24 protein-coding genes are annotated in these 26,861 nt (G+C 65.6%); 17 read left to right on the top strand and 7 right to left on the bottom strand.

Going from position 1 to position 26,861, the window contains the following annotated elements:
- Positions 1 to 58 precede the first annotated feature (58 nt).
- Positions 59 to 292, top strand: coding sequence for a DUF1127 domain-containing protein (locus JQ616_RS12230; RefSeq protein ID WP_212014596.1), 234 nt, complete (start codon positions 59 to 61; stop codon positions 290 to 292).
- Between the two features lie 15 nt (positions 293 to 307).
- On the opposite strand, the gene JQ616_RS12225 is transcribed toward JQ616_RS12230, so the two are convergent.
- Positions 308 to 1,222, bottom strand: a complete 915-nt coding sequence (locus tag JQ616_RS12225; protein ID WP_212014841.1) for a LysR family transcriptional regulator — start codon at positions 1,220 to 1,222, stop codon at positions 308 to 310.
- Between the two features lie 119 nt (positions 1,223 to 1,341).
- Between JQ616_RS12225 and JQ616_RS12220 the strand changes: the two genes are divergently transcribed.
- The 9 genes from JQ616_RS12220 to JQ616_RS12180 all read left to right on the top strand — a co-directional run bounded on the left by JQ616_RS12220 (position 1,342) and on the right by JQ616_RS12180 (position 11,177).
- Entirely contained in the window at positions 1,342 to 2,838 is a 1,497-nt protein-coding gene (locus JQ616_RS12220) for a CoA-acylating methylmalonate-semialdehyde dehydrogenase (protein WP_212014595.1), read from the top strand.
- Positions 2,839 to 2,860: 22 nt separating this feature from the next.
- Positions 2,861 to 4,006 carry an isobutyryl-CoA dehydrogenase gene (locus tag JQ616_RS12215; RefSeq protein ID WP_212014839.1) on the top strand — a complete coding sequence of 382 codons (1,146 nt, stop codon included), beginning with the start codon at positions 2,861 to 2,863 and terminating at the stop codon, positions 4,004 to 4,006.
- The gene (locus tag JQ616_RS12210; protein WP_212014594.1) at positions 4,003 to 5,085 is read left to right on the top strand and encodes an enoyl-CoA hydratase/isomerase family protein; all 1,083 of its coding nucleotides are present in this window, start codon (positions 4,003 to 4,005) and stop codon (positions 5,083 to 5,085) included. The genes JQ616_RS12215 and JQ616_RS12210 overlap by 4 nt, the downstream gene beginning before the upstream one ends.
- Before the next feature lie 25 nt (positions 5,086 to 5,110).
- On the top strand, positions 5,111 to 5,998 hold the full coding sequence (gene mmsB, locus JQ616_RS12205; protein WP_212014593.1) for a 3-hydroxyisobutyrate dehydrogenase: 888 nt from the start codon (positions 5,111 to 5,113) through the stop codon (positions 5,996 to 5,998).
- 130 nt (positions 5,999 to 6,128) lie between these two features.
- Complete coding sequence (locus JQ616_RS12200) at positions 6,129 to 7,853, top strand: AMP-binding protein (RefSeq protein WP_212014591.1); 1,725 nt, start codon at positions 6,129 to 6,131, stop codon at positions 7,851 to 7,853.
- Positions 7,854 to 7,865: 12 nt separating this feature from the next.
- On the top strand, positions 7,866 to 8,345 hold the full coding sequence (locus JQ616_RS12195; RefSeq protein ID WP_050418862.1) for a MaoC family dehydratase: 480 nt from the start codon (positions 7,866 to 7,868) through the stop codon (positions 8,343 to 8,345).
- Positions 8,346 to 8,621: 276 nt separating this feature from the next.
- Positions 8,622 to 8,768: a hypothetical protein gene (locus JQ616_RS12190; protein WP_249136630.1), complete on the top strand. Its 147-nt coding sequence runs from the start codon at positions 8,622 to 8,624 to the stop codon at positions 8,766 to 8,768.
- Between the two features lie 265 nt (positions 8,769 to 9,033).
- Positions 9,034 to 9,951: an SDR family NAD(P)-dependent oxidoreductase gene (locus JQ616_RS12185; RefSeq protein ID WP_212014589.1), complete on the top strand. Its 918-nt coding sequence runs from the start codon at positions 9,034 to 9,036 to the stop codon at positions 9,949 to 9,951.
- A 2-nt stretch (positions 9,952 to 9,953) separates the two neighbouring features.
- On the top strand, positions 9,954 to 11,177 hold the full coding sequence (locus JQ616_RS12180) for an NAD(P)/FAD-dependent oxidoreductase (protein WP_212014588.1): 1,224 nt from the start codon (positions 9,954 to 9,956) through the stop codon (positions 11,175 to 11,177).
- Between the two features lie 6 nt (positions 11,178 to 11,183).
- Here JQ616_RS12180 and JQ616_RS12175 read toward each other — a convergent pair whose 3' ends face one another.
- Positions 11,184 to 12,401, bottom strand: coding sequence for an MFS transporter (locus JQ616_RS12175; protein ID WP_212014587.1), 1,218 nt, complete (start codon positions 12,399 to 12,401; stop codon positions 11,184 to 11,186).
- A gap of 93 nt (positions 12,402 to 12,494) precedes the next feature.
- On the opposite strand from JQ616_RS12175, the gene JQ616_RS12170 reads away from it, so the two are divergent.
- Positions 12,495 to 13,397: a LysR family transcriptional regulator gene (locus JQ616_RS12170; protein WP_212014586.1), complete on the top strand. Its 903-nt coding sequence runs from the start codon at positions 12,495 to 12,497 to the stop codon at positions 13,395 to 13,397.
- On the opposite strand, the gene JQ616_RS12165 is transcribed toward JQ616_RS12170, so the two are convergent.
- From JQ616_RS12165 to JQ616_RS12155, 3 genes are all read right to left on the bottom strand, one after another.
- Complete coding sequence (locus tag JQ616_RS12165) at positions 13,394 to 14,473, bottom strand: D-TA family PLP-dependent enzyme (RefSeq protein ID WP_212014585.1); 1,080 nt, start codon at positions 14,471 to 14,473, stop codon at positions 13,394 to 13,396. The two genes, JQ616_RS12170 and JQ616_RS12165, sit on opposite strands and share 4 nt — an antisense overlap.
- Positions 14,474 to 14,599: 126 nt before the next feature.
- The gene (locus JQ616_RS12160) at positions 14,600 to 16,414 is read right to left on the bottom strand and encodes an ABC-F family ATP-binding cassette domain-containing protein (RefSeq protein WP_212014584.1); all 1,815 of its coding nucleotides are present in this window, start codon (positions 16,412 to 16,414) and stop codon (positions 14,600 to 14,602) included.
- Between the two features lie 4 nt (positions 16,415 to 16,418).
- Entirely contained in the window at positions 16,419 to 16,916 is a 498-nt protein-coding gene (locus tag JQ616_RS12155) for a YaiI/YqxD family protein (protein ID WP_212014583.1), read from the bottom strand.
- Positions 16,917 to 17,051: 135 nt separating this feature from the next.
- On the opposite strand from JQ616_RS12155, the gene JQ616_RS12150 reads away from it, so the two are divergent.
- Together JQ616_RS12150 and JQ616_RS12145 are read left to right on the top strand one after the other, a co-directional pair.
- On the top strand, positions 17,052 to 17,855 hold the full coding sequence (locus JQ616_RS12150; protein WP_212014581.1) for a hypothetical protein: 804 nt from the start codon (positions 17,052 to 17,054) through the stop codon (positions 17,853 to 17,855).
- Positions 17,856 to 18,464: a 2-hydroxychromene-2-carboxylate isomerase gene (locus tag JQ616_RS12145; RefSeq protein ID WP_212014580.1), complete on the top strand. Its 609-nt coding sequence runs from the start codon at positions 17,856 to 17,858 to the stop codon at positions 18,462 to 18,464.
- Between the two features lie 134 nt (positions 18,465 to 18,598).
- Here the strand turns inward: JQ616_RS12145 and JQ616_RS12140 are convergent, their stop codons facing one another.
- Complete coding sequence (locus tag JQ616_RS12140; RefSeq protein ID WP_212014579.1) at positions 18,599 to 20,971, bottom strand: xanthine dehydrogenase family protein molybdopterin-binding subunit; 2,373 nt, start codon at positions 20,969 to 20,971, stop codon at positions 18,599 to 18,601.
- Between the two features lie 223 nt (positions 20,972 to 21,194).
- On the opposite strand from JQ616_RS12140, the gene JQ616_RS12135 reads away from it, so the two are divergent.
- Together JQ616_RS12135 and JQ616_RS12130 are read left to right on the top strand one after the other, a co-directional pair.
- On the top strand, positions 21,195 to 22,238 hold the full coding sequence (locus JQ616_RS12135; protein ID WP_212014578.1) for a Ppx/GppA phosphatase family protein: 1,044 nt from the start codon (positions 21,195 to 21,197) through the stop codon (positions 22,236 to 22,238).
- 166 nt (positions 22,239 to 22,404) lie between these two features.
- Positions 22,405 to 23,106: an RlmE family RNA methyltransferase gene (locus tag JQ616_RS12130; RefSeq protein ID WP_212014577.1), complete on the top strand. Its 702-nt coding sequence runs from the start codon at positions 22,405 to 22,407 to the stop codon at positions 23,104 to 23,106.
- A gap of 185 nt (positions 23,107 to 23,291) precedes the next feature.
- Here the strand turns inward: JQ616_RS12130 and JQ616_RS12125 are convergent, their stop codons facing one another.
- Positions 23,292 to 24,779: an MFS transporter gene (locus JQ616_RS12125; RefSeq protein ID WP_212014576.1), complete on the bottom strand. Its 1,488-nt coding sequence runs from the start codon at positions 24,777 to 24,779 to the stop codon at positions 23,292 to 23,294.
- A 141-nt stretch (positions 24,780 to 24,920) separates the two neighbouring features.
- On the opposite strand from JQ616_RS12125, the gene JQ616_RS12120 reads away from it, so the two are divergent.
- Together JQ616_RS12120 and guaB are read left to right on the top strand one after the other, a co-directional pair.
- Positions 24,921 to 25,172 carry a hypothetical protein gene (locus JQ616_RS12120; protein ID WP_021081377.1) on the top strand — a complete coding sequence of 84 codons (252 nt, stop codon included), beginning with the start codon at positions 24,921 to 24,923 and terminating at the stop codon, positions 25,170 to 25,172.
- A 180-nt stretch (positions 25,173 to 25,352) separates the two neighbouring features.
- On the top strand, positions 25,353 to 26,843 hold the full coding sequence (gene guaB / locus JQ616_RS12115; RefSeq protein ID WP_212014575.1) for an IMP dehydrogenase: 1,491 nt from the start codon (positions 25,353 to 25,355) through the stop codon (positions 26,841 to 26,843).
- Positions 26,844 to 26,861 lie beyond the last annotated feature (18 nt).

Genomic DNA, 26,861 nt, shown 5'->3' with positions numbered 1-26,861 from the left:
CTCGCTCACGCCGCGGCAAGCTTGTCGGGGTGGAAAGAACGATCCTGGAGGTGCTGAAATGAGCACGACCTATAGCCCAACCAACTCGGCCCAGACGACTGCGCTGCGGGTCCCCAAAGTCTTCAAGGGCTTTTGGGATGCCATTCAGGAATGGCGCAAATGGGAGCGGCTGCGAGTTGATCTCGGCAGCCTGAGTGATCACGAGCTCATGGACATCGGTATCTCGCGTGGCGAGATCGACTATGTCGCATCGAACCGGGATACTGACCCCCGAGGCATCCGATCCGCCTGACGCCGCTGATGAGCCCTACGGTCCGCTGAACAGCGCGCGCTCGGTTTCCACGGTCTCGTAGATGTAATCCGCCACCGCGCGGATGCGGGCGAGGTCCTTGCTGTCGGCGTGCATCAGGAGCCAGAAGGTGCGCGAGATCCGCACCTCGTTGGGTAGCACCGGCTGCAACTCCGGGTGGGCGCTCGCCATGAAATGCGGCAGCACGGCGATGCCGAAGCCGGCGATGGTGGCGTTGAGCTGCGCAATCAGATTGGCGCTGCGGAATTTCGCGGAGATCTTTGGCGAGACCTGCGGCAGATAGTCCAGCTCCGGGGTGAACAGCAACTCCTCGATGTAGCCGACGAAGCGGTGCTGGGGCAGGTCGGTGCGCGCGGCAATCTTGGGCGCCTGCGCGAGATAGCCGGGTGCGGCATAAAGCCCGAGCGTGTAGTCGAGTAGCTTGCGGCCGACGATGCGGCCTTCCTTCGGCATGGTCAGGCTGATCGCGATGTCGGCCTCGCGCTTGGAGAGCGAGAACAACCGCGCGGTGGCGACGAGTTGCAGATCGAGATCGGGATACCGCTCCGTGAACTTGACCAGCCGCGAGGCCAGGAAATGGCTACCGAAGCCGTCGGGCGCGCCGATCCGCACCGTGCCGGTGAGATGCGCGCGCGAGCCGCCGACCGCCTCCTGGTTGGCGACGATGGTGGATTCCATCGCCTCGGCGCTGTCGGCAACGCGCTGGCCGGCCTCGGTCAGCAGATAGCCGGTCTTGCGGCGATCAAACAGTTTTGCGGAGAGGTGGCCTTCCAGCCGGTCGACACGCCGGATCACTGTGGCATGATCGACGCCCAGCTGCTTGGCGGCAGCCGAAACCGACCCGCCGCGCACGATGGCAAGCACGAAGCGGAAGTCATCCCAGTCGATTGTGCCGCCGCCTTGATCCAGCATTTCCGCACATCTATGGTGCAATTTATCGGACTTGAATCCTATAAAATGCAGGGTCAATAGGGTTTGTAAAGTGATGCCGCCGGCCGGCTGGCGATTCAGGCTCTTCAGGGAGGTTTTCCATGCGCTCAATCGGACATTTCATCGGTGGCAAGGAGGTCAAGGGTACCTCGGGCCGTACGGCTGACGTTTTCGAGCCGATGACCGGCGAAGTTCAGGGCAAGGTGGCGCTGGCCTCGAAGGCCGAGCTCCGCGCCGCGGTCGAGAACGCCAAGGCCGCGCAACCGGAATGGGCCGCGACCAACCCGCAGCGCCGCGCCCGCGTCATGATGAAGTTCGTCGAGCTGGTGCAGCGCGACTACGACAAGCTCGCTGAGCTGTTGGCGCGCGAGCACGGCAAGACGGTTCCCGATGCCAAGGGCGACATCCAGCGCGGCCTCGAGGTCGCCGAGTTCGCCTGTGGCATCCCGCATCTGATGAAGGGGGAATACACCGAAGGCGCCGGCCCCGGCATCGACATCTATTCGATGCGGCAGCCGCTCGGCGTCGTTGCCGGCATCACGCCGTTCAATTTCCCGGCGATGATTCCGATGTGGAAGTTCGCGCCCGCGATCGCCTGCGGCAACGCCTTCATCCTGAAGCCGTCGGAGCGCGATCCCGGCGTGCCGATGGCGCTCGCCGCGCTGATGATCGAGGCGGGGCTGCCGGCCGGCATCCTCAATGTCGTCAACGGTGACAAGGAAGCGGTCGACGCCATCCTCGACGATCCCGACATCAAGGCGATCGGCTTCGTCGGCTCGACGCCCATTGCACAGTATATCTATGAGCGCGCGGCGCAGACGGGCAAGCGCTGCCAGTGCTTCGGCGGCGCCAAGAACCACGCCATCATCATGCCCGACGCCGATATGGACCAGACGGTCGACGCGCTGATCGGCGCCGGCTACGGCTCGGCCGGTGAGCGCTGCATGGCGGTCTCGGTCGCGGTCCCGGTCGGCAAGACCACGGCCGATCGTCTGATGGAAAAGCTGATCCCGCGCGTCGAGTCGCTCAAGATCGGCACCTCGGTCGATCCGTCGGCCGATTACGGCCCGCTGGTGACCCGCGAGGCGGTCGAGAAGGTCAAGAGCTACATCGACATCGGCATCAAGGAAGGCGCCAAGCTCGCGGTCGACGGTCGCGGCTTCAAGATGCAGGGCTACGAGAAGGGCTTCTATCTCGGCGGTTCGCTGTTCGACAACGTCACCAAGGACATGCGGATCTACAAGGAAGAGATCTTCGGCCCGGTGCTGTCGGTGGTGCGCGCCCACGACTACCACGAGGCGCTGGCGCTGCCGTCCGACCATGACTACGGCAACGGCGTTGCGATCTTCACCCGCGACGGCGACGCCGCGCGCGATTTCGCCGCCAAGGTCAATGTCGGCATGGTCGGCATCAACGTGCCGATCCCGGTGCCGATCGCCTATTACACCTTCGGCGGCTGGAAGAAGTCCGGCTTCGGCGATCTCAACCAGCACGGTCCGGACTCGATCCGCTTCTACACCAAGACCAAGACGGTGACCTCGCGCTGGCCGTCCGGCGTCAAGGAAGGTGCTGAGTTCTCGATCCCGACGATGAAGTAAGTCGCTTTAGAGCGAGGCAATGATGCAGTTCGCTCTCAACGAGGACCAGATCGCGGTTCGCGACATGGCGCGGGCGTTTGCGGCGGAAAAGATCGCGCCGCACGCGCTCGAATGGGACGAGACAAAGCACTTTCCGGTCGACGTGATGCGCGAGGCCGCCGGCCTCGGCATCGGCGGCATCTATATCAAGGACGATGTCGGCGGCTCGGCGATGACGCGGTTCGACGCCGCGCTGATCTTCGAGGCGCTGGCGACGGGTTGCCCGACTACCTCGGCCTTCATCTCGATCCACAACATGGCGTCCTGGATGATCGATGCCTATGGCAACGACACCCAGCGCCACCAATGGCTGCCGAAGCTCTGCACCATGGAGCTGATCGCCAGCTACTGCCTGACCGAGCCGGGTGCCGGCTCGGATGCCGCAGCGCTGCGCACCCGCGCGGTGCGCGACGGCGATCATTACGTGCTCAACGGCCAGAAGCAGTTCATCTCGGGCGCCGGAAGCACGGACCTTCTGGTCGCGATGGTGCGCACCGGTGGTGACGGTCCCGGTGGCGTGTCGACGATTGTGATCGACGGCAAGACGCCGGGCGTGTCGTTCGGCGCCAATGAACGCAAGATGGGCTGGAACGCGCAGCCGACCCGCGCCGTGGTGTTCGAGAACGCGCGCGTGCCGGTCGCCAACCGGCTCGGCGAGGAGGGCATCGGCTTCAAGATCGCGATGGCCGGGCTCGACGGCGGCCGCCTCAACATCGCGGCGTGTTCGCTCGGTGGCGCGCAAACGGCGCTCGACAAGGCGCTGGCCTACATGAAGGACCGCAAGGCCTTCGGTAAACGGCTCGACGAATTCCAGGCGCTGCAATTCAAGATCGCCGACATGGCAACCGAGCTCGAGGCCGCACGCACCTTCCTGTGGCGCGCCGCCGCCGCGCTCGACCGCAAGGATGCGGACGCCTCCATGCTGTGCGCGATGGCAAAACGCTTCGGCACCGATGTCGGCTTCGAGGTCGCCAACCAGGCGCTGCAACTGCATGGCGGCTACGGCTATCTCAGCGAATACGGCGTCGAGAAGATCGTGCGCGATCTGCGCGTGCACCAGATCCTCGAAGGCACCAATGAAATCATGCGGCTGATCGTGTCGCGCAAGTTGATCGAGGGCGCACGATGAATGATGCGACGGTGGCGGAAGGCGATCTGATCGTCCGCCGCGAAGGCTCTGTTGGCGTGATCCGGCTCAACCGGCCGAAGGCGATCAATGCCATGACGCTCGAAATGTCCGAAGGTATCGACGCCGCGCTGGACCGGTTCGAGGCTGATCCCGACGTTGCTGTTGTACTGCTGGAAGGCGCCGGCGAACGCGGGCTATGCGCTGGCGGCGACATCCGCGGGCTCTGGGAGAGCTCGAAGGCGAAGGGAGACCTCGGCAAGGTCTTCTGGCGCCAGGAATACATCATGAATGCGCGGATCGCTAAGTATCCGAAGCCCTATGTCGCGTTCATGGACGGACTCGTGATGGGCGGCGGCGTCGGGCTGTCGGCGCATGGCCGCCACCGCGTGGTGACCGAGAAGACCAAGCTTGCGATGCCCGAAGTCGGGCTCGGCTTCTTCCCCGATGTCGGCGGCACCTATCTGCTGTCGCGTTCGCCCGGCGAGATCGGCACCTATTTTGGTCTCACCGGCACCACCATGAATGGTCCGGACGCGATCTACGCCAAATTCGCCGACGCTGTGGTGCCGAGTGCAAAGCTCCCGGCACTGCGCGAGGCGCTGACCAAGGTTGCCCAGGGCACGAGCTCGGCCGAGATCGACCGGCTGATCGCGGGTTTTGCCACCGGCGAGACCTCCGGGCCGGTGGCCGCGATGCAGGCCAGGGTCGACGGCTGGTTCGCGCGCGGACGGATGGAGGACATTGTTGCGGCGCTGAAGGCCGATGGCTCCGAATTGGCGCAATCGACCTTGAAGGCGCTCGGCGAGAAATCGCCGCGTGGCATGGTGGTGACGCTGAAACTGCTGCGGCTGGCGCGGGCGACCGAGACATTGGAAGAGTGTCTCGTGCGCGAATATCGCGCGGCGCTGGAAGTGTTCGCCAGCGACGATTTCCGCGAGGGCGTGCGCGCCGCCGTGATCGACAAGGACCGCAATCCGAAATGGTCGCCGCCTGATATCGCGGACGTGACGCCGGAGATGCTCGTGCCTTACTTCGCCGAGATCGGCGCCGACGAATTGAAATTTCCCGACAGCAAATAGAAACGTCGCAAGCGGAGGACTTCCCATGGCAAACGTCGCATTCATCGGGCTCGGCAATATGGGCGGGCCGATGGCGGCCAATCTGGTCAAGGCCGGCCACAAGGTGACCGCGTTCGATCTGGTCGCCGCATCCCGCGATCAGGCCAGGAGCGACGGTGCCGCGATCGCCGAGAGCGGCGTTGGCGCAGTGAAGGGCGCCGATGTCGTCATCACCATGCTGCCGGCCGGCAAGCATGTGCTCGGCGTCTGGAACGAAGTGCTGCCCGCGATGGGCAAGGGCGCGCTGATCATCGACTGCTCGACCATCGACGTCGAAAGCGCCAAGCAGGCGCATGCGCTGGCCGCCAAGCACGGCATGGCCTCGGTCGATGCACCGGTCTCCGGCGGCACCGGCGGCGCCAAGGGCGCGACGCTGACCTTCATGTGCGGTGGTGAGCCGAACGCCTTCGCGGCGGCCCAGCCGATGCTCGCAAACATGGGCAAGAAGATCGTGCATTGCGGCGCCGGCGGCGCAGGGCAGGCGGCCAAGATCTGCAACAACATGATCCTCGGCATTTCCATGATCGCGGTTGGCGAGGCCTTCGTGCTGGCCGAAAAGCTCGGCCTGTCGCACCAGGCGCTGTTCGACGTCGCCTCGACCTCGTCGGGGCAGTGCTGGTCGCTGACGACTTATTGCCCGGTTCCCGGCCCGGTGCCGACTTCGCCGGCAAACAACGACTACAAGCCCGGTTTCGCTTCAAACCTGATGGTGAAGGACCTGACGCTGGCCCAGGACGCCGCCAACGCCGCCGGCGCGGTGACGCCGCTCGGCAAGCATGCGCAGGAGCTCTATAAGACCTTCGACGCGTCGGGCCACGGCGGGGTCGACTTTTCCGGAATTATCCAGCACGTTCGCAGCCTCGCTGGGAAGTAGTATTGGTTCCGTCATCCTGAGGTGCGAGCGCCAGCGAGCCTCGAAGGATGCGGTGCTTGTGGCCCATCCTTCGAGACACCGCGCTTCGCGCAGCTCTTCAGGATGACGCCAGAAAACGTGGTGAAGCCGGATGACCACATTTCAAGACGCACGCGCCTTTCTGCTCAAGCACCGCACCGACTACGACACGGCGGTGAAGGGATTTCGTTGGCCGGATCCGGTGCCGTTCAACTGGGCGCTGGATTGGTTCGATGCCGAGCTGGCGCGCAATGCCGATAGCCGCGATCGCCCAGCGCTGTGGATCGTCGAGGCCGCCAGCGGCAACGAGACCAAGCTGTCGTTCGCAGAGCTGTCGCGCCGCTCCAATCAAGTGGCAAATTTCCTGCGCGGGCAGGGGCTGAAGCGCGGCGATCATCTGTTGCTGCTGCTCGGCAATGTCGTGCCGCTGTGGGAGACCATGCTGGCGGCGATGAAGCTCGGCGTCGTCGTGATCCCTGCGACCACGCTGCTCACCGCCGACGAGCTGCGCGACCGGCTCGATCGCGGTAAGGCGAAGGCGGTGGTTGCCACCCAGGATCAGGTCGCGAAATTCGCCGGCCTCGGCAGCGACAAGCTGGTGCGTATTGTGGTCGGCGCGACGCAGGCGACCGACGGCTGGCTGCCGTTCGAGGATGCGGCCAAGGCGTCGGATGCATTTGCGTCAGATGGCCCGACCAAGGCCGACGATCCGATGCTGCTGTATTTCACCTCGGGCACCACGGCGAAACCAAAACTGGTGCGCCATAGCCAGCGCAGCTATCCGGTCGGCCATCTCTCGACCATGTACTGGATCGGCCTGCAGCCCGGCGACGTCCATCTCAACATCTCCTCGCCCGGCTGGGCCAAGCATGCCTGGAGCTGCTTCTTCGCGCCGTGGAATGCCGGCGCCACGATCTTCATCGCCAACCAGCCGCGGTTCGAGGCGAAGGGACTGCTCTCGATCATCGGCCGCTGCGGCGTCACCACGCTGTGCGCGCCGCCGACGGTATGGCGGATGTTCATCCAGGAGGATCTTGCAAGCTTCAAGGTCTCGCTGCGCGAGGTCTGCGGCGCCGGCGAGCCGCTCAATCCCGAGATCATCGACCAGGTCAAATCGGCCTGGGGCCTCACCATCCGCGACGGCTACGGCCAGACCGAGACCACGGCGCTGGCGGGCAACTCGCCGGGGCAGAAGGTGAAGGTCGGCTCGATGGGCCGGCCGCTGCCGGGTTATCGCGTGCAAGTGACCGACAATGACGGCCATGCCGCGAAGGAGGGCGAGGTGACGTTGCTGCTCGGCGCTGACCGTCCGGCCGGACTGATGCAGGGTTATCAGGGCGACGACGGCAGACTGATCGGCACCGACGGCGAGATCTATCGCAGCGGCGATGTCGTGTTCACCGATGACGAGGGCTATCTCACCTTCGTCGGCCGCACCGACGACGTGTTCAAATCCTCCGACTACCGCATCTCGCCATTCGAGCTCGAAAGCGTGCTGCTGGAGCACGACGCGGTGGCGGAGGCCGCCGTGGTGCCGAGCCCGGACCCGATCCGGCTGGCGGTCCCGAAGGCCTATGTGCTGCTGGTCTCAGGCGTCGAGCGCTCTCCGGAGACCGCGCTGTCGATCTTCAAACATTTGCACACCCGGCTCGCACCGTTTAAACGCATCCGCAAGATCGAGCTGGTCACCGAACTGCCCAAGACGATTTCTGGAAAAATCCGTCGCGTGCAGTTGCGCCGGCTCGAACATGACAATGTCAGAAGCGATGCGCTGCGCGGAGCCGAGTTCCGCGAGGAAGAATTCCCGGAGCTGCAGAAGGTGCGGACCTCCGGTTAGCGGAGGTTAGCAATGAACGAAGTCTGGAAGAAGCCGCCGGTGTCGCTGGAAACCTACCAGGGCATGGTCGGCAAGGAGATCGGCGTGTCGTCATGGCACCTGCTGGATCAGGGCCGCATCGACACCTATGCCGACGTGATCGAGGATCACCAGTTTATCCATGTCGATCCCGAGCGGGCCAAGAAGGAGACCGCGTTCGGCACCACGATCGCCCATGGCTTCCTCACGATGTCGCTGCTGTCGATCATGTCCTACGAGGTGATGCCGGTGCTCGAGGGCACCGCGATGGGCGTCAATTATGGCTTCGACAAGCTGCGCTTCATCTCGCCGGTGCGCTCGGGAAAGCGCGTGCGCGGCCGCTTCGTGCTGGCGGAAGCCACGCTGCGCAAGCCGAAGGAGCTGCTGTCGCGCACCAACGTCACGGTCGAGATCGAGGGCGAGGACAAGCCCGCGCTGGTCGCCGATTGGCTCGGCCTGATCTATTTCAGCTAGAGCGTTTTTCAGCGAAGTGGACACCGGTTCGCGTGAAGAAAACGCGTCCGAACAAGAATCCAGAGCCCCGTTCCGATTCAATCGGAACGGAAAAGGCTCTGAGAGATGGTTGAGTAACTCCACCTTTCCCGCAGCGGGAGAGGTGGAGCGAGCCCTCCCCAATTCTGCCTTCTCAAGTGGTGCGCTGCTTGCATGGTCGATGCAGCGCATTGACGACCACGGTTCCTGGTGTCCATCATGCGCCCTTGAGGCGGTGCGGTCCCGGGAGTGGCAGCCATGGTGCAGAACTTCGTCGCCGGACTTGTCGTGGTCGGTTTGCTGGTGATCGGCTTGATCAGCCACGCCCAGGAGCATCACGAGTGCTGGAACGGGCACCTGATCAAAAGCCTGAAGCCCTGCGGGTCGATGACCCCGGACGTTTAGCCCGCCGCGCGGCCGTCATCACCACCTGTGGCCGGACTTGACCCGGCCATTCATCGCTGCTCAAAAGTCCCCAACCTTTTCATGCCGCTCGGGCATGCACATTCTCCCCTTACGGGAGAGGGTGGCGAGATCGAGCGGAGCGAGATGAAGCCGGGTGAGGGGTCTCTCTCCGCGCGCGCATCCGTGGAGAGAACCCCTCATCCGGCGCGCTTGCGCGCGCCACCTTCTCCGACAAGGGGAGAAGGGACGAAAACAGGACATGCATATGGCAATCAGGTTTGACGGACGCGTCGCCATCGTCACCGGCGCGGGCAATGGTCTTGGGCGGGCGCATGCGCTGGGGCTGGCTAGCCGCGGCGCCAAGGTCGTGGTCAACGATTTCGGCGGCGCGCGCGACGGCACCGGCGGGTCGCTGTCGCCGGCCGAGACCGTGGTCGAGGAGATCCGCAAGGCGGGCGGCACCGCGATGGCCGACGGCGCCGACGTCTCGAACTTCGAGCAGGTCACCGCGATGGTCGAGCGCGCAACCAAGGAGTGGGGCAGCGTCGATCTGCTCTGCGCCAATGCAGGCATCTTGCGCGACAAGTCGTTTGCCAAGATGGAGGTCGCCGACTGGGCCAAGGTGCTCGACGTGCATCTCACCGGCACCTTCTACTGCTGCAAGGCGGTGTGGGCCGGCATGCGCGAGCGCAATTACGGCCGCATCGTGCTGACGACCTCGTCGTCCGGCCTGTTCGGCAATTTCGGCCAGGCCAATTACGGCGCGGCGAAGGCCGGCATGGTCGGCCTGATGAACGTGCTCGCCGAAGAGGGCCGCAAGAACAACATCAAGGTCAACACCATCTCGCCGACCGCGGCGACCCGCATGACCGAGGAGTTGCTGCCGCCGCAGGCTCTGCAGCTGATGAAGCCGGAGGCAATCACGCCGGCGGTCGAATTCCTGCTGAGCGAGGACGCACCGACCCGTACCATCATGGGCGCCGGCGCCGGCTCGTTCGCGGTCATCCGGGTGCTGGAGACCGAAGGTGTCAACCTGCCGCAGTCCGAATGGACCCCCGACGGCGTTGCCGCGCACTTCAAGGACATCAGCGACATGTCGACCGCGAAGGCACTGCAGGGCGCATTCGAGCAGACGCAAAAATACGTCGCCCAGGCCGCCGCGCGGGCCGGGATCAAGCTCTGAGCATGATCGTCGCCGTCATCGGAGCCGGACCTGCCGGCCTGATGGCGGCGGAAGTGCTCGCGCAAGGTGGCGCTGCCGTCACCGTCTACGACGCGATGCCGTCGGCCGGCCGTAAATTCCTGATGGCTGGTCGCGGCGGGCTCAATCTCACCCATAGCGAGCCGCTGCCGGATTTCCTCGCGCGCTATCGCGAGGCGATGCCGCATCTCAAATCCGCGGTCGAGGTGTTTCCGCCGGATGCCTTGCGCGACTGGTGCGAGGCTCTGGGTCAGCCGACCTTTGTCGGCACCAGCGGCCGCGTGTTTCCCAAGGCCTTCAAGGCTTCGCCTTTATTGCGCGCCTGGCTGCGGCGGCTCGATGCCGCGGGCGTTGCATTCGCGTTCCGGCATCGCTGGACCGGATGGGACGCGCAGGGCGGAGTGCTCTTCGAGACTTCAGATGGCCTGCGTGCGGTCAATGCCGATGCGACCGTGCTCGCGCTCGGCGGCGCGAGCTGGTCGCGGCTCGGCTCGGATGGTGCCTGGGCAGAGCTCCTTGCGGCGAAGGGCGTCGCCGTGGCGCCGATGCGACCGGCCAATTCCGGCTTCACCGTTGCGTGGTCGAATATCTTCCGCGACCGGTTTGAGGGACAGCCGCTGAAGGGCGTCGCGCTCACGATCGGTCCGCATACGGTGCGCGGCGAGGCCGTCGTCACCCGCGCCGGCATCGAGGGCGGCGCCATCTATGCGCTGTCGGCCGAATTGCGCGAGGCGGTGCTGGGTATCGGGCAGGCGACGCTGACGATCGCGCTGCGGCCGGACCTCGACGCCGCCGCGCTGACCACCCGCCTATCCGGGACGCGCGGCAAGCAGTCGCTCGCGAATTTCCTGCGCAAGGCGGCGCAAGTCTCGCCTGTTGGCATCGGCCTGATGCAGGAGGCGGCGATTGCGTCCGGCCGGCCACTGACATCGTTCTCACCGGGTGAGCTTGCGCAGCTGATCAACGCGATTCCGGTTCAGGTCACGGGCATTGCGCCGATTGATCGCGCGATCTCGACCGCGGGCGGGATCGCGTTCAGCGAACTCGACGCGCATTTCATGCTGCACAAATCGCCCGGTGTCTTCGCCGCCGGCGAGATGCTCGACTGGGAAGCTCCGACCGGCGGCTACCTGTTGCAGGCGTCGTTCGCCACGGGGGCGGCCGCCGGGAAGGGCGCGTTGCGATGGCTCTCGCAACGCGCTCCATAGCGTCGGTCACTCCGAACCTGTCTTCGTCACGAGGTCGGTGATGAATCCGAGCACGCCGAACGCCGCAGCCACCGCACAGACCGCCGTCCAGCCGCCAAAGCTCCACGCCGCTGACGCCGCCGCGGCGCCGACTGCGCCGCCGATGAAGAACAGCGCCACGAACAGGCCGTTGATCCGGCCGCGCGCCTCGGGCCGCAATAGGTTGACGGCGCGGCGGCCGAGCGTTTGATCGGTGGTGATCCCGAAGTCGAGCAGGACGGTGCCGACGCTCAGCACGACAAGGGCTCCGATCCGGGACTCGAGCACGCCGGCCCAGGCGCATAGCGCAAGCGCGCCGATGATCATCAGGTGCGAGATAATCAGGAGCGGCCGCGCCAAGCCGCGATCGCCCCAGCGGCCCGCGAGCGGCGTCGCTGCGGCGCCCGCGACGCCGATCAGGGCGAACAGCGCGATCCCCTTGGCATCGAGCTTGAACGGCACGTCCGGCAGGCGCAGGGCGACGGCGGCCCAGAATGCGGTGAACGAGGCCATCACCAGCGCCGCGGTCCAGGACCGCACGCGCAGCACCGGCTCCTCGCGGAGCAGCTTTGGAAACGAACGCAGCAGCGTGCCGTAGCTGACCTTTGCCGCCGGTTGCAGCGTCGGCAGCGCGCGCGCCAGCGCACACGCGAGCACCGTCATCAGCACGGCTGACGTGAGGTAGTAGCCGCGCCAGCTCCAGCTGTCCGCGATCAGGCTCGCCATCGGGCGAGACAGCAGGATGCCGATCATCAGGCCGCTCATCACATCGCCGATCGCCTGTCCCCGGCGCTCCGGCGGCACCATCGAGGCCACCAGCGGCACCACCATCTGGATCGCGGCGCAGGACGCGCCGAGGATGAAGGTAGCGGCGAGCAAGATCAGCGGTGTCGGTGCCATCGCGGTGCCGATCGCGGCGACGATGGCGCAGGCCAGCGTGCGCAGGATCAGCCGCTTGTTCTCGACGAGGTCGACCAGCGGCACCAGCAACAGCAGGCCGAGGGCGTAGCCGAGCAGGGTCAACGTCGAGATCAGGCCGGCCTGCAGCGCGGTCATGCCGAGCGAGCGGCCGATCAGGCCGACCAGGATCTGCGGGGCAAACAGATTGGTGACGACGGTGCCGGTGGTGATGGCGCCGATCCAGATCAGCGGACGCACGGAGGTCGCGCGCGGCGGGGAGAGTTTGGTGGCTTCGGAGATGGTCATGGGACCTCGCAAGGAAATGGCGAGGCCCCCTTTAAGGGATCGGCTTAATATGCTACAATTCAAATAAGATGATGAAGAATATGCGAGATTGTTATGAACACGCATGACCTCGTGGCGTTCGTCGCCGTGGTGGAAACCGGATCGATCGTCGCGGCGTCTGCACGGCTGAACCTGACCCAGCCCGGCGTGACGCGGCGGATCCAGAACCTCGAGGAGATGCTCGGCGCGCAGCTGCTCGACCGGCTGTCGAAGCCGCTGAAGCCGACGGCCGCGGGGATCGAGGCCTATGAGCAGGGCCGCCGCGTGCTGCGCATGCTCGACGACCTCAAGTCGGGCGTCGCCAATGACGGCGTGGTGCGCGGCGAGTTCCGGCTCGGGCTGACGCCGTTCCTGTCGGAGGCGGGGCTGACAGGTCCGCTCGATGCGGTGCGCGGCGAATTTCCCGCGCTCGCGGTGCGCGTCGTCTCGGGCTGGTCGCCCAATCACATGGAGCGGGTCAGCCGCAACGAGCTCGACGCGGCGGCGATCTGTCTGCCCGACGGCACCGCGCCGCCCGACGATCTCGCTGCCTCCGATCTCGGCGCGCAGCCGGTGGTCTTCGTCGTCGCGCGCGACATGAAGACGCCGAAGTCGGTCGACCTCGAATGGCTGTCGCGGACCGGATGGGTGATCAACCAGGATGGCTGCGGCTTCCGCCAGACGCTGAAACGCCATTTCGATGCGGCGCACCTGCCGTTCAACATCGCGGTCGAAGCGCTCGACAGCGAGCTGCGGCTGTCGCTGGTGGCGCGCGAGCTCGGCATCGGCCTCGTCACGCCGGTGGCGCTGAAGCGAAGCGCATTCAAGAGCCGGCTCAAGATCGTGAAGATCGCGGATTTCAATCCTGCGGTGCGCGCCTGGATTGTGCATCGCCCGCCGGCCGGCCGCCTGGCGCGGCCGATCGAGGTGTTTCGCTCTGCGCTGGATCAGGAGCTGCAGGCACTACTTCGCGGCTAGCGCAGCTTGCCGCGCGCCGTCACCGGCAATGCGCCGATGATCTCGTCGCCACGCACCATCACGACCTCGTCCATCATGTTGACGACGACGCAGACATGATTGGGCACGATGCGTACGACGTCGCCGACATTCGGCCGGGTGTTGCTGCGCGAGAGATCGAGGAAGCCGTGCTCCTCGGCGAAGCGCGCGATCTTGGCCTCGGGATGTTCGAGGATCAGGCCGTGGCCCTCGAGCCCGCCGGTATCCGAGGTCAGTGTCTTGGAGCCGGCATCAAGGATGCCGCGCTCGGGGCCGGCACGGCTGACCACGGTGGAATAGATGTGCAGCGCGCAATCGTCCCAGGTGGCGACGCCGGCCGCGACCTGCATGCGGTCGTTGTAGATGTAGGTGCCGAAGCGGTGCTCGGTGCCGCCCTTCAGTCTGCCGAGATTGACGAGGTTCGGTGTACCGCCGGTCGAGACGATGGTCGCATCGAGGCCGTGAGCGCGGACGCCGGCCAGCGCCTCGTCGTAGAATTTCTGCGCGTCCGCCCAACCGGTTTCGGTCGGGTACAGCATGAAGCCCGCGAAGTTCAGGCCCCTGGAGGCTGCGATCTCGCGCGCCAGCGCGATCGCCTCACGCGGGGTTTCGACGCCGGCGCGCTTGCGGCCGGTGTCGCATTCGACCACGACCGAGAGCGGGCGGCCGGAGGCGGCTGCGGCCTTCGGCAGATCGCCGACAACGACCGAATTATCCGCCGCGACGGTGATGTCGGCTTTGGCCTGTAGCGCGCCGAGCCGCGCCATCTTCTCGTCGCCGAGCAGATTGTAGCTGATCAGGATGTCGTCGATGCCGCTATCGGCCATGATCTCGGCCTCGCCGAGCTTCTGGCAGGTGATACCCTTGGCGCCGGCCTTGATCTGCAGCTGCGCCAGCATCGGGTTCTTGTGCGTCTTGATGTGCGGCCGGTTGGCGACGCCGGCCTCGTCGCAGGCTTTCTGGATGCGCGCGATGTTGCGCTCGACCCGGTCCATGTCGATCACGGCGCAGGGCGTGCCGTATTCCTTGGCGATCTTGGCGGCGAGGGGCGTTGTCATCGAGTCAACTCCAGTTCGATATTGTCGTCATTGCGAGCGGAGCGAAGCAAATCCATCTGTCCACGCGTGCGGATGAATGGATTGCTTCGTCGCTTCGCTCCTCGCAAGGACGGTCAGAATCATTGGTCAGGCCTGTTCGATCTCTTCGCGCAGCACTTCGAGTTCGAGCCAGCGGTCCTCGGCGGCGGCGAGTTCTTCCTGCGCCTTGGCGATCGCGCCCGATGCGGCGTCGAACTTTTTGCGATCCTTGCTGTAGAGGTCGGGATCGTCGAGCAGCTTCTGCTGCTTTGCGATCTCGGCGTGCAATTTGTCGATCGTCTTCGGCAGCGTTTCCAGCGCGTGCTTCTCGTTGAAGCTCAGCCGGCGCCTCGGAGCCGCTTCGGGGGCTGCGGCCCTGGCTTCCTTCTTCTCCTCGGCCGGGGCATCCGCCTTCACCGTCTCGCGCTTCACGTCGGCACCGCGCTGCGTCAGCATGTCGGAGTAGCCGCCGGCATATTCGATCCAGCGTCCCTGGCCTTCGGGTACGACCACGGAGGTCACCACGCGGTCGAGGAAATCGCGGTCGTGGCTGATCAGGATCACCGTGCCTTCGTAGTCGCCGAGCATGTCCTCGAGCACGTCAAGGGTTTCGAGATCGAGGTCGTTGGTCGGCTCGTCCAGGATCAGCAGGTTCGACGGTTTTGCCAATGCGCGCGCCAGCATCAGCCGGCCGCGTTCGCCGCCGGAGAGCGCCTCCAGCGGCGTGCCGCGCTGCTCCTGCGCGAACAGGAAATCCTTCATGTAGCCGATGACGTGCTTCGACTTGTCGCCGACCATGACGTGATCGCCGCGACCGCCGGTCAGCGCCTCGGCCAGCGTCAGCTTGGGATCGAGGCTCTCGCGATGCTGGTCGAGCGTCGCCATCTCGATATTGGCGCCCAGCCGCACCGAGCCTGAATCCGGCGGATCGTTGCCGATCAGAAGATGCACCAGCGTGGTCTTGCCGGCGCCGTTGGGACCGACGATGCCGACGCGGTCGCCGCGCTGGATCCGGGTCGAGAAGCTGTCGACGATTCTGCGCTCGCCGAAGGCCTTGTTGATATTCTTGGCCTCGATCACCAGGCGGCCGGACTTCTCGGCCTCGGCGGCGGCAAGCGTGGCGTTGCCGGTGGCACCGCGATAATCGCGGCGCTGGTCGCGCAGGGCGTGCAGATTGCCGAGCCGCTTGACGTTGCGCTTGCGACGTCCGGAGACGCCGTAGCGTAGCCAGTGCTCTTCGTTGACGATCTTGCGGTCGAGCTTGTGCTGCTCGCGCTCTTCCTCCGCCAGCACCTCGTCGCGCCATTCCTCGAAGGCGCCGAAGCCGCGGTCGATCTGCCGGATCTGGCCGCGGTCGAGCCAGGCGGTCGAACGCGACAGATTCGTGAGGAAGCGGCGGTCGTGGCTGATCAGCACCAGCGCGCAGCGCCGGCTCTCCAGCTCGCCTTCGAGCCATTCGATGGTCGGCAGGTCGAGATGGTTGGTCGGCTCGTCCAGCAACAGGATGTCGGGCGAGGGCGCCAGCACCCGTGCCAGCGCCGCGCGGCGCGCCTCGCCGCCGGAGACATGCGCCGGATCTTCCTCGCCGCTGAGGCCGAGCTGTTCGAGCAGATAGCGCGCCTGGTAGTGGTCGTCGCCGGGACCAAGTCCGGCCTCGACATAGGCCAGTGTCGTCTTGTGCTCGCCGAAATCCGGCTCCTGCGGCAGGTAGCGGATGGTGGCGCCGGGCTGCACGAAACGGCTGCCGGCATCGGGCTCGACCAGGCCGGCCGCGATCCGCAGCAGCGTCGATTTGCCCGAGCCGTTGCGGCCGATCAGGCAGACACGCTCGCCTGCAGAGACCGACAGCTCGACGCCTGACAGCAGTGGCGTGCCGCCGAAGGTCAGGCTGATGTCCTTGAGCTGGATGAGAGGCGGAGCCATCGCGCTAACCCCCGTTCGCCGACGCCTGCTCGGCGCGGCGGCGCTGGATGCGGCGGATGGTCTGGTCGAGCGTCGACAGGAAGGTCGAACGGTCGCGCGGCGAGTATGATTTCGGCCCGCCGGTTATCTCACCGGACGAGCGCAGGTCGGTCATCAGATTGCGCACCGCGAGCGTCATGCCGATCGACTGTTCCGTGAACGGTTTTCCGTTTGGCGCGATCACATCGGCGCCGGCCTTGACGCAGCGGCTCGCCAGCGGAATGTCCGCTGTGATCACGACGTCTCCCGCATGCGCACGTTCCGCGATCCAGTCGTCGGCCGCATCCATGCCGGAACCAGCGGCGATGCGCTCGATCAGGGGATCCTGCGGCACGCGGATGAAATTGCCGGCGACCACGCTGACGGGCACGCCGAGCCGGATCGCGACGCGATAGATTTCGTCCTTCACCGGGCAGGCGTCGGCGTCGACATAGATGCGGGTTGGAGCAGGAGTTTCAGTCATCGATTCAAGGGTTGGAGCGCGCGCCCCGCGTGTACTCCATCAGGCGGAAAATTGCGAGCAAAACGAGAGGCTTGTCACGGTGCCCGGTTCGACTACGATTGCCTGAGAAAAACAACCGAAATAAGGGGAAACCCCATGGATTCGAAGACCGCTGCGCAGACCTACCGCGTCTCGGCGTACAACACCTCGAAGCTCTCGGAAAACAAGATCCACGACGACACGGTGGCGCGGAAGTTCGGCTTTTCCGGTGGTCTGGTGCCCGGCGTCGACGTGATGGCCTACATGATGCATCTGCCGGTCGAGAAATGGGGCCGCAACTTCCTCGAACGCGGCCTGATCGAGGCGCGCTTCGTCAAGCCGGTCTATGACGGCGAGATCGCGGAATTGACCGGCCGGGAAACCGGCAACGGGCTGTCGATCGAGCTCTTCAGCCGCGGCGAGCTCTGCGCCACCGGCACCGCATCGCTGCCGGCTTCAGCGCCGACATTCGTGCTCGACGATTACAAGCAGGTTGCTGCGGTTGCAGAGCGCAAGCCGGTGAGCGCGTCGTCCTACGAGCAGGACAAGTGGCTCGGCACCATCCCGCGCGACTGGTCGGGTGATTCCGCCAAGGAGTATCTCGCCGACATCCGTGAGACCGACCCGATCTATCTGCGCGAAGGTCTCGGCCATCCCGGCCTGCTGCCGCGGGTGATGAACAAGGTGCTGGTCGACAATGCGATCCTCGGGCCCTGGATCCACGTCGGCACCCGCATGCAGCTGCTGTCGGCGGGCAAGATCGGCGACGAGCTGACCGCGCGGGCCAAGGTCATCGGCAATTACGACAAGAAGGGCCATCGCTTCGTCGAACTCGACGCGCTCGTGCTCGGCAACGGCACGCCGCTGGCGCATTGCTGGCACATCGCAATCGTCCAGCCGCGCGAACAGGCCGCGGCGTAGATGTCTGTCACCATCGACTATTATCTGTCGCTCAACTCGCCATGGACCTTCATGGGCAGCGCGCCGTTTGCCGATATCGCGCGGCGCCATGGCGCGACCGTCAACGTCAAGCCCTGCAAGTTCGGTCCAATCTTCGAGCAGACTGGCGGACTGCCGTTGCCGAAACGCTCGCCGCAGCGGCAGGCCTACCGCCTGATCGAGCTGAAGCGCTGGCGCGAGGTGAGGGGCATCCCGCTCAACGTCGAGCCCAGACATTTTCCGAGCGACGATCTCGCGGCGGTGCGGCTGGTGATTGCCGCCCGGCTGCAGGGCAAGGATGCGCACCGCCTGTCGCTGGAGTTCGGTCGTGCGATCTGGGAACGCGAGGAGTCGCTCGCCGATGCTGACGTGATGTCGGCCGCAGCGCAACGCGCCGGCCTCGACGCGGCGGCCCTGCGCGCGGGCGCCCCGTCGGATGTCGAGCTCGACCGGCTCTACGAGCAGTACACGCAGGACGCGCTGAACGCCGGCGTGTTCGGCGCGCCGAGCTATGTGCTGCCGTCCGGCGAGATCTTCTGGGGGCAGGATCGGCTGGAGTTGCTCGAACGGGCGCTGAAGATGCTGGATTGATCGGATCGTCCTGATGCCAAAGGCGATCGGGCCGGAAGCGGCTTCTCGGCTCAAGCACAATTGTCTCTGGACTACTGGGTCATCCGCGTTCGCTTTCGCGGATGACCCAGTGGTCTCGGCGGCGGCAGCGTGACTTACGCCGCTCCCGCCTTGGCGTCCTGGATCGCGCGCCAGACCCGTTCCGGCGTCAGCGGCATGTTGATGTGCTTGATGCCGTAGTCCGACAGTGCGTCGACCACGGCGTTGACGATGCAGACCAGGCTGCCGGCGCAGCCGGCTTCGCCGCAGCCCTTGGTGCCGAGCGGGTTGGATTTCGCCGGCGAAGGGTGGTCGCCGACCAGCATCGATGGCACGTCGCCGGCGCGCGGCAGCGCGTAGTCCATGAACGAGCCGGTGATCGGCTGGCCGGAGCTGTCGTAGCTTACTTCCTCCATCAGCGCCTGGCCGATGCCCTGCGCGACGCCGCCATGCAGCTGGCCGGCGACGATCATCGGATTGACCACGACGCCGAAATCATTGACCGCCGAGTAGCGCACGATCCGCGTCACTCCGGTGTCGGGATCGATCTCGACCTCGGCGACGTGGCAGCCGTTCGGGAAGGTCGAGGCGGTCTCCTTGGTGGCGTGATCGACGTCGAGCGTCTCCGGCGTGCCCTCGGGCATCTTGCTGTCGCGCATCCGCTCGGCGAGCTCCATGATGCCGATCGAGCGGTCGGTGCCGGCGATGGTGAAGCGGCCCTGGCCGAACTCGATGTCGGCCTCGGAGGCCTCCAGCATGTGCGCGGCGGCCTTCTTGCCCTTCTCGACCACCAGCGCGGAAGCCTCGACGATCGCCTGACCCGTCGCGGTGATCGAGCGCGAGCCGCCGGTGCCGTTGCCGAAGCGCACCAGATCGCTGTCGCCCTGTTCGAGCGTGATCTTCTCAAAGGGCACGCCGAGCTGCTCGGACAGCACCTGCGCGAACGGCGTGGCGTGGCCCTGGCCGTAATCCAGCGTACCGGTGGTGAGCTTCACCGAACCGTCGGGTTCGAAGGTAATCTTGCCGAGCTCGCCGGACGGCGGCGCGGTGACCTCGAGATAGGAGCCCACGGCGATGCCGCGCAGTCTGCCGCTCTTCTTGCTCTCCTTCTTGCGCTTGGCAAAGTTGTCGTAGTCGGAGATCTCCAGCGCCTTCTGGAACACGCCGGCGAAGTCGCCGCTGTCATAGGTCACGCCGGAGGCCGCCGGGAACGGCAGCTGCGACGGCTTGATGAAGTTGCGCTTGCGCAGGGTGAAGCGGTTGATGCCCATCTCGTCGGCGGCGGCGTCGATCAGCCGCTCCATGTAGTAATTGGCCTCGGGCCGGCCGGCGCCGCGATAGGCGCCCATCAACGTGGTGTTGGTCAGAACCGTCTTGATGTCGACGCCGAGCAACGGCGTGCGATAGACGCTGGCGAGGTTCTTGCCGGTGTTGAGCGACAGCGGCCCCGGCGCGACGCCGGTGATGTAGGCGCCGAGATTGCCATAGCCGGAGAGGCGCACCGCGAGGAATTTGCCGTCGGCATCGAGCGCGAGTTCGGCATGGATCAGCTGCGCGCGGCCCTGGCTGTCGGAAAGGAAGCTGGTCGAGCGCTCGTCCAGCCACTTCACCGGACGGCCGAGTTCGCGCGCGGCATGCGCGATGCAGGTGTATTCGGGATAGTTAAGGTTCTTCATCCCGAACGAGCCGCCGACATTGCCGGTCAGGATGCGGACTTTGTCGGCGGGCACGTTGAGCAGGCGCGCCAGGATCGCCTTGTTGCCGGAGACGCCCTGGGTCGGCACCTGCAGCGTGAAGCGCTCGGTTGTCTTGTCGTAGTGGGCGAGGGCAACGCGCGGCTCCATCGAGACCACGGCGACACGGGTGTTGACGATGTCGAGTTTTGTGACGTGCGCGGCACTTGCGAACGCCGCCTCGATCCTGGCGGTGTCGCCATAGTGGTAGTCGAGCGCGACGTTGTTCGGGATGTTGTCATAAAGCTGCGGCGCGCCGGGCTTGGCGGCCTCGGCCGCATCCGTCACCGCTGGCAGCGGCTCGATGTCGACCTCGACGGCCTCGGCGGCATCGCGCGCCTGCGCCGCGGTCTCGGCCACCACGAAGGCCACGGGATCGCCGACGAAGCGCACCCTGTCGGTCACCAGCGCCGGGCGGTTGGTTTGCAGCAATGGCGAGCCGTCGCGGTTCTTCAGCGGCAGGCCGCAGGTGAAAGGGTTGTAGCCCGCGGCGGCGAGGTCGGCGCCGGTCCACACCCCGAGCACGCCTGGCATCGCCCTGGCGGCTTCGGTGTCGATCCCCTTGATGATTCCATGGGCATGGGAGGAGCGGACCATCCAGCAGGTGGCCTGGCCGGGCAGGGAGAAATCGTCGGTGTATTTGCCCTTGCCGCGCACCAGGGTGTCGTCCTCCTTTCGTCGAACAGGCTGTCCGACACCGTATTTTTGCAGTGCGATAGCGTTTTCGAGGGAGGCTGTCGGCGTATGATCTTGCATCGAAAATGACCTGAAATGCCCGGATTTGCTGGAGTTTGGGGGCGTTGAGGAGATAACGCACACCCCCCTTAACGACAACGCCCGATTGGGCATGGACCCAATGTGAACGGAGTTTGCGTAGGGCTTTGACGCTGCTAAAGTTTCCGTGAACGACAATTATTCGGCGGGCCCAAGGATTGCTCCTGGTGGATTGCTCCCGGGGTCCTGCGGAAAGACAGTTTTGATGAACGACCATGTGCGGCTTTGCGACGGCCCCCCCGCCGGCGAAGCCCCGTCAGGGTTGGTTGCGGCAGCCGCGGATACTGGCGTCTACGCCGCACTCGATCTTGGCACCAACAATTGCCGGCTGTTGATCGCCTGTCCCACTGGCGACGGGTTCCGCGTGGTCGACTCGTTTTCCCGGATCATCCGGCTCGGCGAGGGTATCGCCGCGACCGGCTCGATCAGCGAGGCAGCGATCGAGCGGGCGATTGCCGCGCTCGCCATTTGCAGCGACAAGATCCGCTATCGCAAGGCGCGCCGGCTGCGGCTGATCGCCACCGAGGCCTGTCGTGCCGCCGGCAATGCCGAGAGCTTCCGCGCGCGCGTTGCGGCCGCGACCGGTATCGAGCTCGAGGTGATCGATCGCGAGACCGAGGCGACGCTGGCCGTGATCGGCTGCTCGCCGCTGCTCGATCCGAAGGGGCGGGGTGCCATCCTGTTCGACATCGGAGGTGGCTCGACCGAGCTGGTGCGGATCGAGCGCGATCCCAATGCGCCCGACGCGCCGCCGCTTATCAAAGCGTGGATGTCGATCCCGCTTGGCGTCGTCACGCTCGCCGAACATTTCGGCGGCCGGAACGTGACCCGTGATATGTATGCGCAGATGATCGACGAGGTCGCTCGCCACGTCGCGCCGTTCGCGGCCGAGCACGGCAGGGATTTGCGCGACATGCACATGCTCGGCACCTCGGGCACGGTCACCACGCTCGCTGGCGTATTCCTCAATCTGTCGCGCTACGACCGACGCCGCATCGACGGCATCTGGATGAACGATTGCGACGTCACCGCGACGATCCAGAAGCTGCTCGGCATGAGCTACGAGGCGCGCGTCAGCAACAACTGCATCAGCGTCGAGCGGGCCGATCTCGTGCTCGCCGGCTGCGCGATCCTCGATGCGATCCGCAACGCGTTCCCGATGCCGCGGCTCCGCGTTGCTGATCGGGGCCTGCGCGAGGGCATGCTGGTCGAGATGATGCGCGAGGACGGCGCGCTGCGGGCGTGCTAGAGCTTCTCTTGCCTCGCCCCGCTTGCGGGGAGAGGCCGGATTGCATGTCAATGCAATCCGGGTGAGGGGGACTCTCCACGAGCGCATCTCTCACCTTCATTGCGGAAACAGCCCCTCACCCCAACCCTCTCCCCGTAAGAACGGGGCGAGGGAGTAGAGAAGCAGTATGGCGAAAGACACCACCGGGCGGCTGCACGTCACGGTCAAGAGCGGCGGCAAGCGCAAATTGTCGTCCAAACTCTGGCTCGAGCGCCAGCTCAACGATCCCTATGTCGCCAAGGCCAAGGCGATGGGCTATCGCTCGCGCGCGGCGTTCAAGCTGCTCGAGATCGACGACAAATACCGCCTGCTCAAGCCGGGCATGACGGTGGTCGACCTCGGCGCTGCACCCGGCGGCTGGAGCCAGATCGCGGCCAAGCGCACCGGCGCCGCCGATGGCAAGGGCAAGGTGGTTGCGATCGATCTGCTGGAAATGGGCGAGATCCCCGGCGTCACCTTCGCGCAGCTCGACTTCCTCGACCATGACGCGCCCGAAAAGCTGATCGCGATGATGGGCGGCCGCGCCGATTTCGTGATGTCCGACATGGCCGCCAACACCACCGGCCATCGCAAGACCGATCAGCTGCGCATCATCGGCCTGGTCGAGACCGCCGCGCATTTCGCCGGCGAGGTGCTCAATCCCGGTGGCACGTTCCTGGCCAAGGTGTTCCAGAGCGGCGCCGACGCCGAGCTGGTGGCGCAGCTGAAGCGCGATTTCGCCGCCGTCCGTCACGTCAAGCCGTCTGCGAGCCGTCAGGACTCGTCGGAGCGTTACGTGCTGGCGACGGGGTTTCGTGGACAGCAGCAGTCGTCATTGCCCGGAGCGTAGCGACCGTCACCCTGAGGAGCACCAACGGGTCCGCGCGAAGCGCTGCCCGATGACAGGTTCTTCGAAGCTGGCCTAGCGGCGCAATTGCCGCAAGGCTCGCACCTCCAGCGACAAAGGCGAAGCCTTTGCGCGGGGATGACGGTGATAAGTTGAGCGCCATTGCGGCAGTGACTGAAAGGGGCGGATCACCCCAGCCGCTGATCCCTGGCGTTCTGCGTATCCTCGGTGGCGACCTTGACGGCCTCAGTGGCGGCGCGCTTCTCGGCGCCCTTGCGGCTGGAGATATCGATCGCCTTGCGGCCGGCGATTTCGTTGCCGGCCTCGGCCGGCATTTGCCAGAAGAACCAGGCTGAGGCCGCCGAGATCAGCGAGACCACGATGAAGGCCGGTCCGAACACGTCTGCGGAGAGCTCGGTCTGGTGATGCAATGCCAGCGTTGTCTCGACTGAGAACGCGCCGACCGCGACGCCAGCGGATACCGCGAGCTGCTGGTTGACGCTGACGAGCGTGGTGGCGCGGCTCATCTGCGGCGCCTCGACTTCTGCATAAGCGACGGTGTTGATCGCGGTGAATTGCAGCGAGCGGAAGAAACCGCCGACCACCAGGATGGTGAAGATCAGCATCAGCGGCGTCGAGATCGTGAACAGCGCGCAGGCGGCGAGGAAGGCCGAGCTGACCACCGCATTCACCGTCATCATGTTGCGGAAGCCGAAGGCCTTGATGATGCGCGCCGCCAGCGTCTTCATGCCCATGGCGCCGACCGCGGACGCAAAGGTGACGAGGCCGGACTGGAACGGCGACAGGCCGAAGCCGACCTGCATCAATAGCGGCAGCAGGAACGGCAGCGCGCCGATGCCGAGCCGGAACATGAAGCCGCCGAGGATCGACGCGCGCATGGTCGGCAGCCGCAGCAGGCCGAAATCGAGCACCGGCGATCCGGTGCGCCGCGCGTGCAGGACATAGAGCGTCATCGAGACCGTCCCGATCCCGACCAATCCGGCGACGATCGGCCACGGCAACAGATTGAGGCCTGCGACCGACAACCCGAAGGCGATGCCGGCGAGGCCAATGCCCGCCAGCACCAGTCCCATCAGATCGAAACGCTCGGGGGCCTCGCTCTTGATCGGGTCGATGTATTTCAGCGCCAGGAAGATGCCGAGCAGCCCGATCGGGATGTTGATCAGGAAGATCCAGTGCCAGGAGAAATAGGTGGTGATGAAGCCGCCGAGCGGTGGCCCGATCACCGGACCGATCAGTGCCGGCACCGTCACCCAGGCCATCGCGTTGACCAGCGCGCTCTTGTCGACGGAGCGTAACAGCACCAGCCGCCCGACCGGGGTCATCATCGCCCCGCCGAGGCCTTGCAGGATGCGGGCGAACACGAAATCGGTTACCGAGCCCGACAGCGCGCAGCCGATCGAGCCCAGCATGAAGACGGCCACCGCGCCGGCAAACACGATGCGGGCGCCGAAGCGGTCGGCGGTCCAGCCGCTCGCCGGGATGAACACCGCGAGCGACAGCAGGTAGGAGGTGATCGCAAGCTTCAGCGTCAGGGGGCTGGTGCCGATGTCGGCGGCGATCGCCGGCAGCGAGGTCGCGATCACCGTCGAGTCCATGTTTTCCATGAACAGGGCGGTGGCCACGATGAGCGGGATCAGGCGTTGTTTGTTCATCAAAATAGGACAGCTGTGCTGAAAAAGGCGGGCGAGGGGGCCATATCATCCTGCCCGTGGGCACGCTATTGCGGAACCGGGTAAACGCCCTAAATCCTGCGTGACGCTGGTATGCATCCGCCCGCGTTAGAGGTGTTTGCCGTGATCTACGTCCTAGCCGCTCTCTTGCCGCCGATCGGGCTGCTCCTGAACGGACAGCCGTTTTCGGCCATCTTCAATCTGGTCCTGATCGTGTTTTGCGCGATTTTCGGGCTGTTTTTCCATGTGTTGCTGCTGGTGCCGTCGGCCCATGCGGTGATCGCCGTCCACATGAAGCGGGAAGACCGGCGCCACCGCGAGATGGTCGAGGCGATCCGCCGCCACGGGCCGCCGCCCGGTTACAGGGTCCCCTGAATCGGCCCGTAAAAAGGCCTGTGCATGGCTGGCAAACGCTTTGATTCGTCATGCCGCCATGCTATCGACCAGCGTCAACCCCACCGATGGGCGCCGATTCGACGGTGACGCAGCAGCGTCGCCGCAGGCAGCGTTCATCCGTAACACCATCGCGGCTGGACCGCAGATAAGGAGTTGGCAATGGCCACGGGATTTCCGGCTATCCGAGAAGCCTTCACGTTCGACGATGTGCTTCTGAAGCCCGGTCTGTCCGACGTCCTTCCCTCGGAAGTCGATATCCGCTCGCGCGTCACCCGCGCGATCCAGCTCAACATCCCGATCATGGCGTCCGCGATGGACACCGTCACCGAAGCGCGCATGGCGATCGCGATGGCGCAGGCTGGCGGCCTCGGCGTCATCCACCGCAACTTCGATCCGGACGGGCAGGCCGCGCAGGTGCGGCAGGTCAAGAAGTTCGAGTCCGGCATGGTGGTCAACCCGCTGACCATCGGCCCCGACGCCACGCTGGCCGACGCGCTGGCGCTGATGAAGGAGAACGGCATCTCCGGCATTCCGGTGGTCACCGGTGCCGCCAAGAATATTCCGGGCAAGCTGGTCGGCATCCTGACCAACCGCGACGTGCGCTTCGCCAGCGATCCCAGGCAGAAGGTCTCGGAGCTGATGACGCACGAGAATCTCGTGACCGTGCGCGAGGGCGTTAGCCAAGACGAGGCGAAGCGGATGCTGCACAAGCATCGCATCGAGAAGCTCTTGGTCGTCGACGAGCAGTATCGCTGCGTCGGCCTGATCACCGTGAAGGACATTGAAAAGGCGGTCGCTCATCCGCTCGCCTGCAAGGACGCGCAGGGCCGCCTGCGCGTCGCCGCCGCCACCACGGTCGGCGAGACCGGCTATGAGCGCACCGAACGGCTGATCGATGCCGGCGTCGACGTCGTCGTGGTCGACACCGCGCATGGTCATTCGCAGCATGTGCTCAATGCCGTCAACCGCATCAAGCGGCTCTCCAACGCGGTGCAGGTCGTGGCCGGCAACGTCGCGACCGAAGGTGGTGCCCAGGCGCTGATCGACGCGGGCGCAGATTGCATCAAGGTCGGTATCGGCCCGGGCTCGATCTGCACCACGCGCATCGTCGCCGGCGTCGGCGTGCCCCAGCTCACCGCGATCATGGATGCGGTGGCGGCGGCGAAGAAGGCCGACATTCCCGTCATCGCCGATGGCGGCATCAAATATTCCGGCGACCTCGCCAAGGCGCTCGCCGCTGGCGCCGACATCGCGATGGTTGGCTCGCTGCTAGCCGGCACCGACGAGACGCCCGGCGAAGTCTTCCTGTGGCAGGGCCGTTCCTACAAGGCCTATCGCGGCATGGGCTCGGTCGGCGCAATGGCGCGCGGCTCGGCTGACCGCTACTTCCAGCAGGACATCAAGGATACGCTGAAGCTCGTGCCTGAAGGCATCGAGGGCCAGGTGCCCTACAAGGGTCCGGTCGGCAATGTGATGCACCAGCTCGCCGGCGGACTGCGCGCCGCGATGGGCTATGTCGGCGCCAAGGACATCAAGGATTTCCACGGCAAGGCCGAGTTCGTCCGCATCACCGGCGCCGGCCTGCGCGAGAGCCACGTCCACGACGTGACCATCACGCGGGAAGCTCCGAACTATCCGGGCGGGGTGTAAGGCTACTCTCTCCACGTC

Origin of the sequence: Bradyrhizobium tropiciagri, assembly GCF_018130545.1 — a bacterium.
Lineage (GTDB): Bacteria > Pseudomonadota > Alphaproteobacteria > Rhizobiales > Xanthobacteraceae > Bradyrhizobium > Bradyrhizobium tropiciagri_A.
Note: the sequence above shows the minus strand (reverse complement) of the source record. Positions and strands in the feature narration are given on the sequence as shown.

Coding starts and splice junctions, on each gene's coding strand:
- JQ616_RS12230 (WP_212014596.1), top strand. CDS start 59: ATGAGCACGACCTATAGCCCAACCAACTCGGCCCAGACGACTGCGCTG.
- JQ616_RS12225 (WP_212014841.1), bottom strand. CDS start 1,222: ATGCTGGATCAAGGCGGCGGCACAATCGACTGGGATGACTTCCGCTTC.
- JQ616_RS12220 (WP_212014595.1), top strand. CDS start 1,342: ATGCGCTCAATCGGACATTTCATCGGTGGCAAGGAGGTCAAGGGTACC.
- JQ616_RS12215 (WP_212014839.1), top strand. CDS start 2,861: ATGCAGTTCGCTCTCAACGAGGACCAGATCGCGGTTCGCGACATGGCG.
- JQ616_RS12210 (WP_212014594.1), top strand. CDS start 4,003: ATGAATGATGCGACGGTGGCGGAAGGCGATCTGATCGTCCGCCGCGAA.
- mmsB (WP_212014593.1), top strand. CDS start 5,111: ATGGCAAACGTCGCATTCATCGGGCTCGGCAATATGGGCGGGCCGATG.
- JQ616_RS12200 (WP_212014591.1), top strand. CDS start 6,129: ATGACCACATTTCAAGACGCACGCGCCTTTCTGCTCAAGCACCGCACC.
- JQ616_RS12195 (WP_050418862.1), top strand. CDS start 7,866: ATGAACGAAGTCTGGAAGAAGCCGCCGGTGTCGCTGGAAACCTACCAG.
- JQ616_RS12190 (WP_249136630.1), top strand. CDS start 8,622: ATGGTGCAGAACTTCGTCGCCGGACTTGTCGTGGTCGGTTTGCTGGTG.
- JQ616_RS12185 (WP_212014589.1), top strand. CDS start 9,034: ATGGCAATCAGGTTTGACGGACGCGTCGCCATCGTCACCGGCGCGGGC.
- JQ616_RS12180 (WP_212014588.1), top strand. CDS start 9,954: ATGATCGTCGCCGTCATCGGAGCCGGACCTGCCGGCCTGATGGCGGCG.
- JQ616_RS12175 (WP_212014587.1), bottom strand. CDS start 12,401: ATGACCATCTCCGAAGCCACCAAACTCTCCCCGCCGCGCGCGACCTCC.
- JQ616_RS12170 (WP_212014586.1), top strand. CDS start 12,495: ATGAACACGCATGACCTCGTGGCGTTCGTCGCCGTGGTGGAAACCGGA.
- JQ616_RS12165 (WP_212014585.1), bottom strand. CDS start 14,473: ATGACAACGCCCCTCGCCGCCAAGATCGCCAAGGAATACGGCACGCCC.
- JQ616_RS12160 (WP_212014584.1), bottom strand. CDS start 16,414: ATGGCTCCGCCTCTCATCCAGCTCAAGGACATCAGCCTGACCTTCGGC.
- JQ616_RS12155 (WP_212014583.1), bottom strand. CDS start 16,916: ATGACTGAAACTCCTGCTCCAACCCGCATCTATGTCGACGCCGACGCC.
- JQ616_RS12150 (WP_212014581.1), top strand. CDS start 17,052: ATGGATTCGAAGACCGCTGCGCAGACCTACCGCGTCTCGGCGTACAAC.
- JQ616_RS12145 (WP_212014580.1), top strand. CDS start 17,856: ATGTCTGTCACCATCGACTATTATCTGTCGCTCAACTCGCCATGGACC.
- JQ616_RS12140 (WP_212014579.1), bottom strand. CDS start 20,971: ATGCAAGATCATACGCCGACAGCCTCCCTCGAAAACGCTATCGCACTG.
- JQ616_RS12135 (WP_212014578.1), top strand. CDS start 21,195: ATGAACGACCATGTGCGGCTTTGCGACGGCCCCCCCGCCGGCGAAGCC.
- JQ616_RS12130 (WP_212014577.1), top strand. CDS start 22,405: ATGGCGAAAGACACCACCGGGCGGCTGCACGTCACGGTCAAGAGCGGC.
- JQ616_RS12125 (WP_212014576.1), bottom strand. CDS start 24,779: ATGAACAAACAACGCCTGATCCCGCTCATCGTGGCCACCGCCCTGTTC.
- guaB (WP_212014575.1), top strand. CDS start 25,353: ATGGCCACGGGATTTCCGGCTATCCGAGAAGCCTTCACGTTCGACGAT.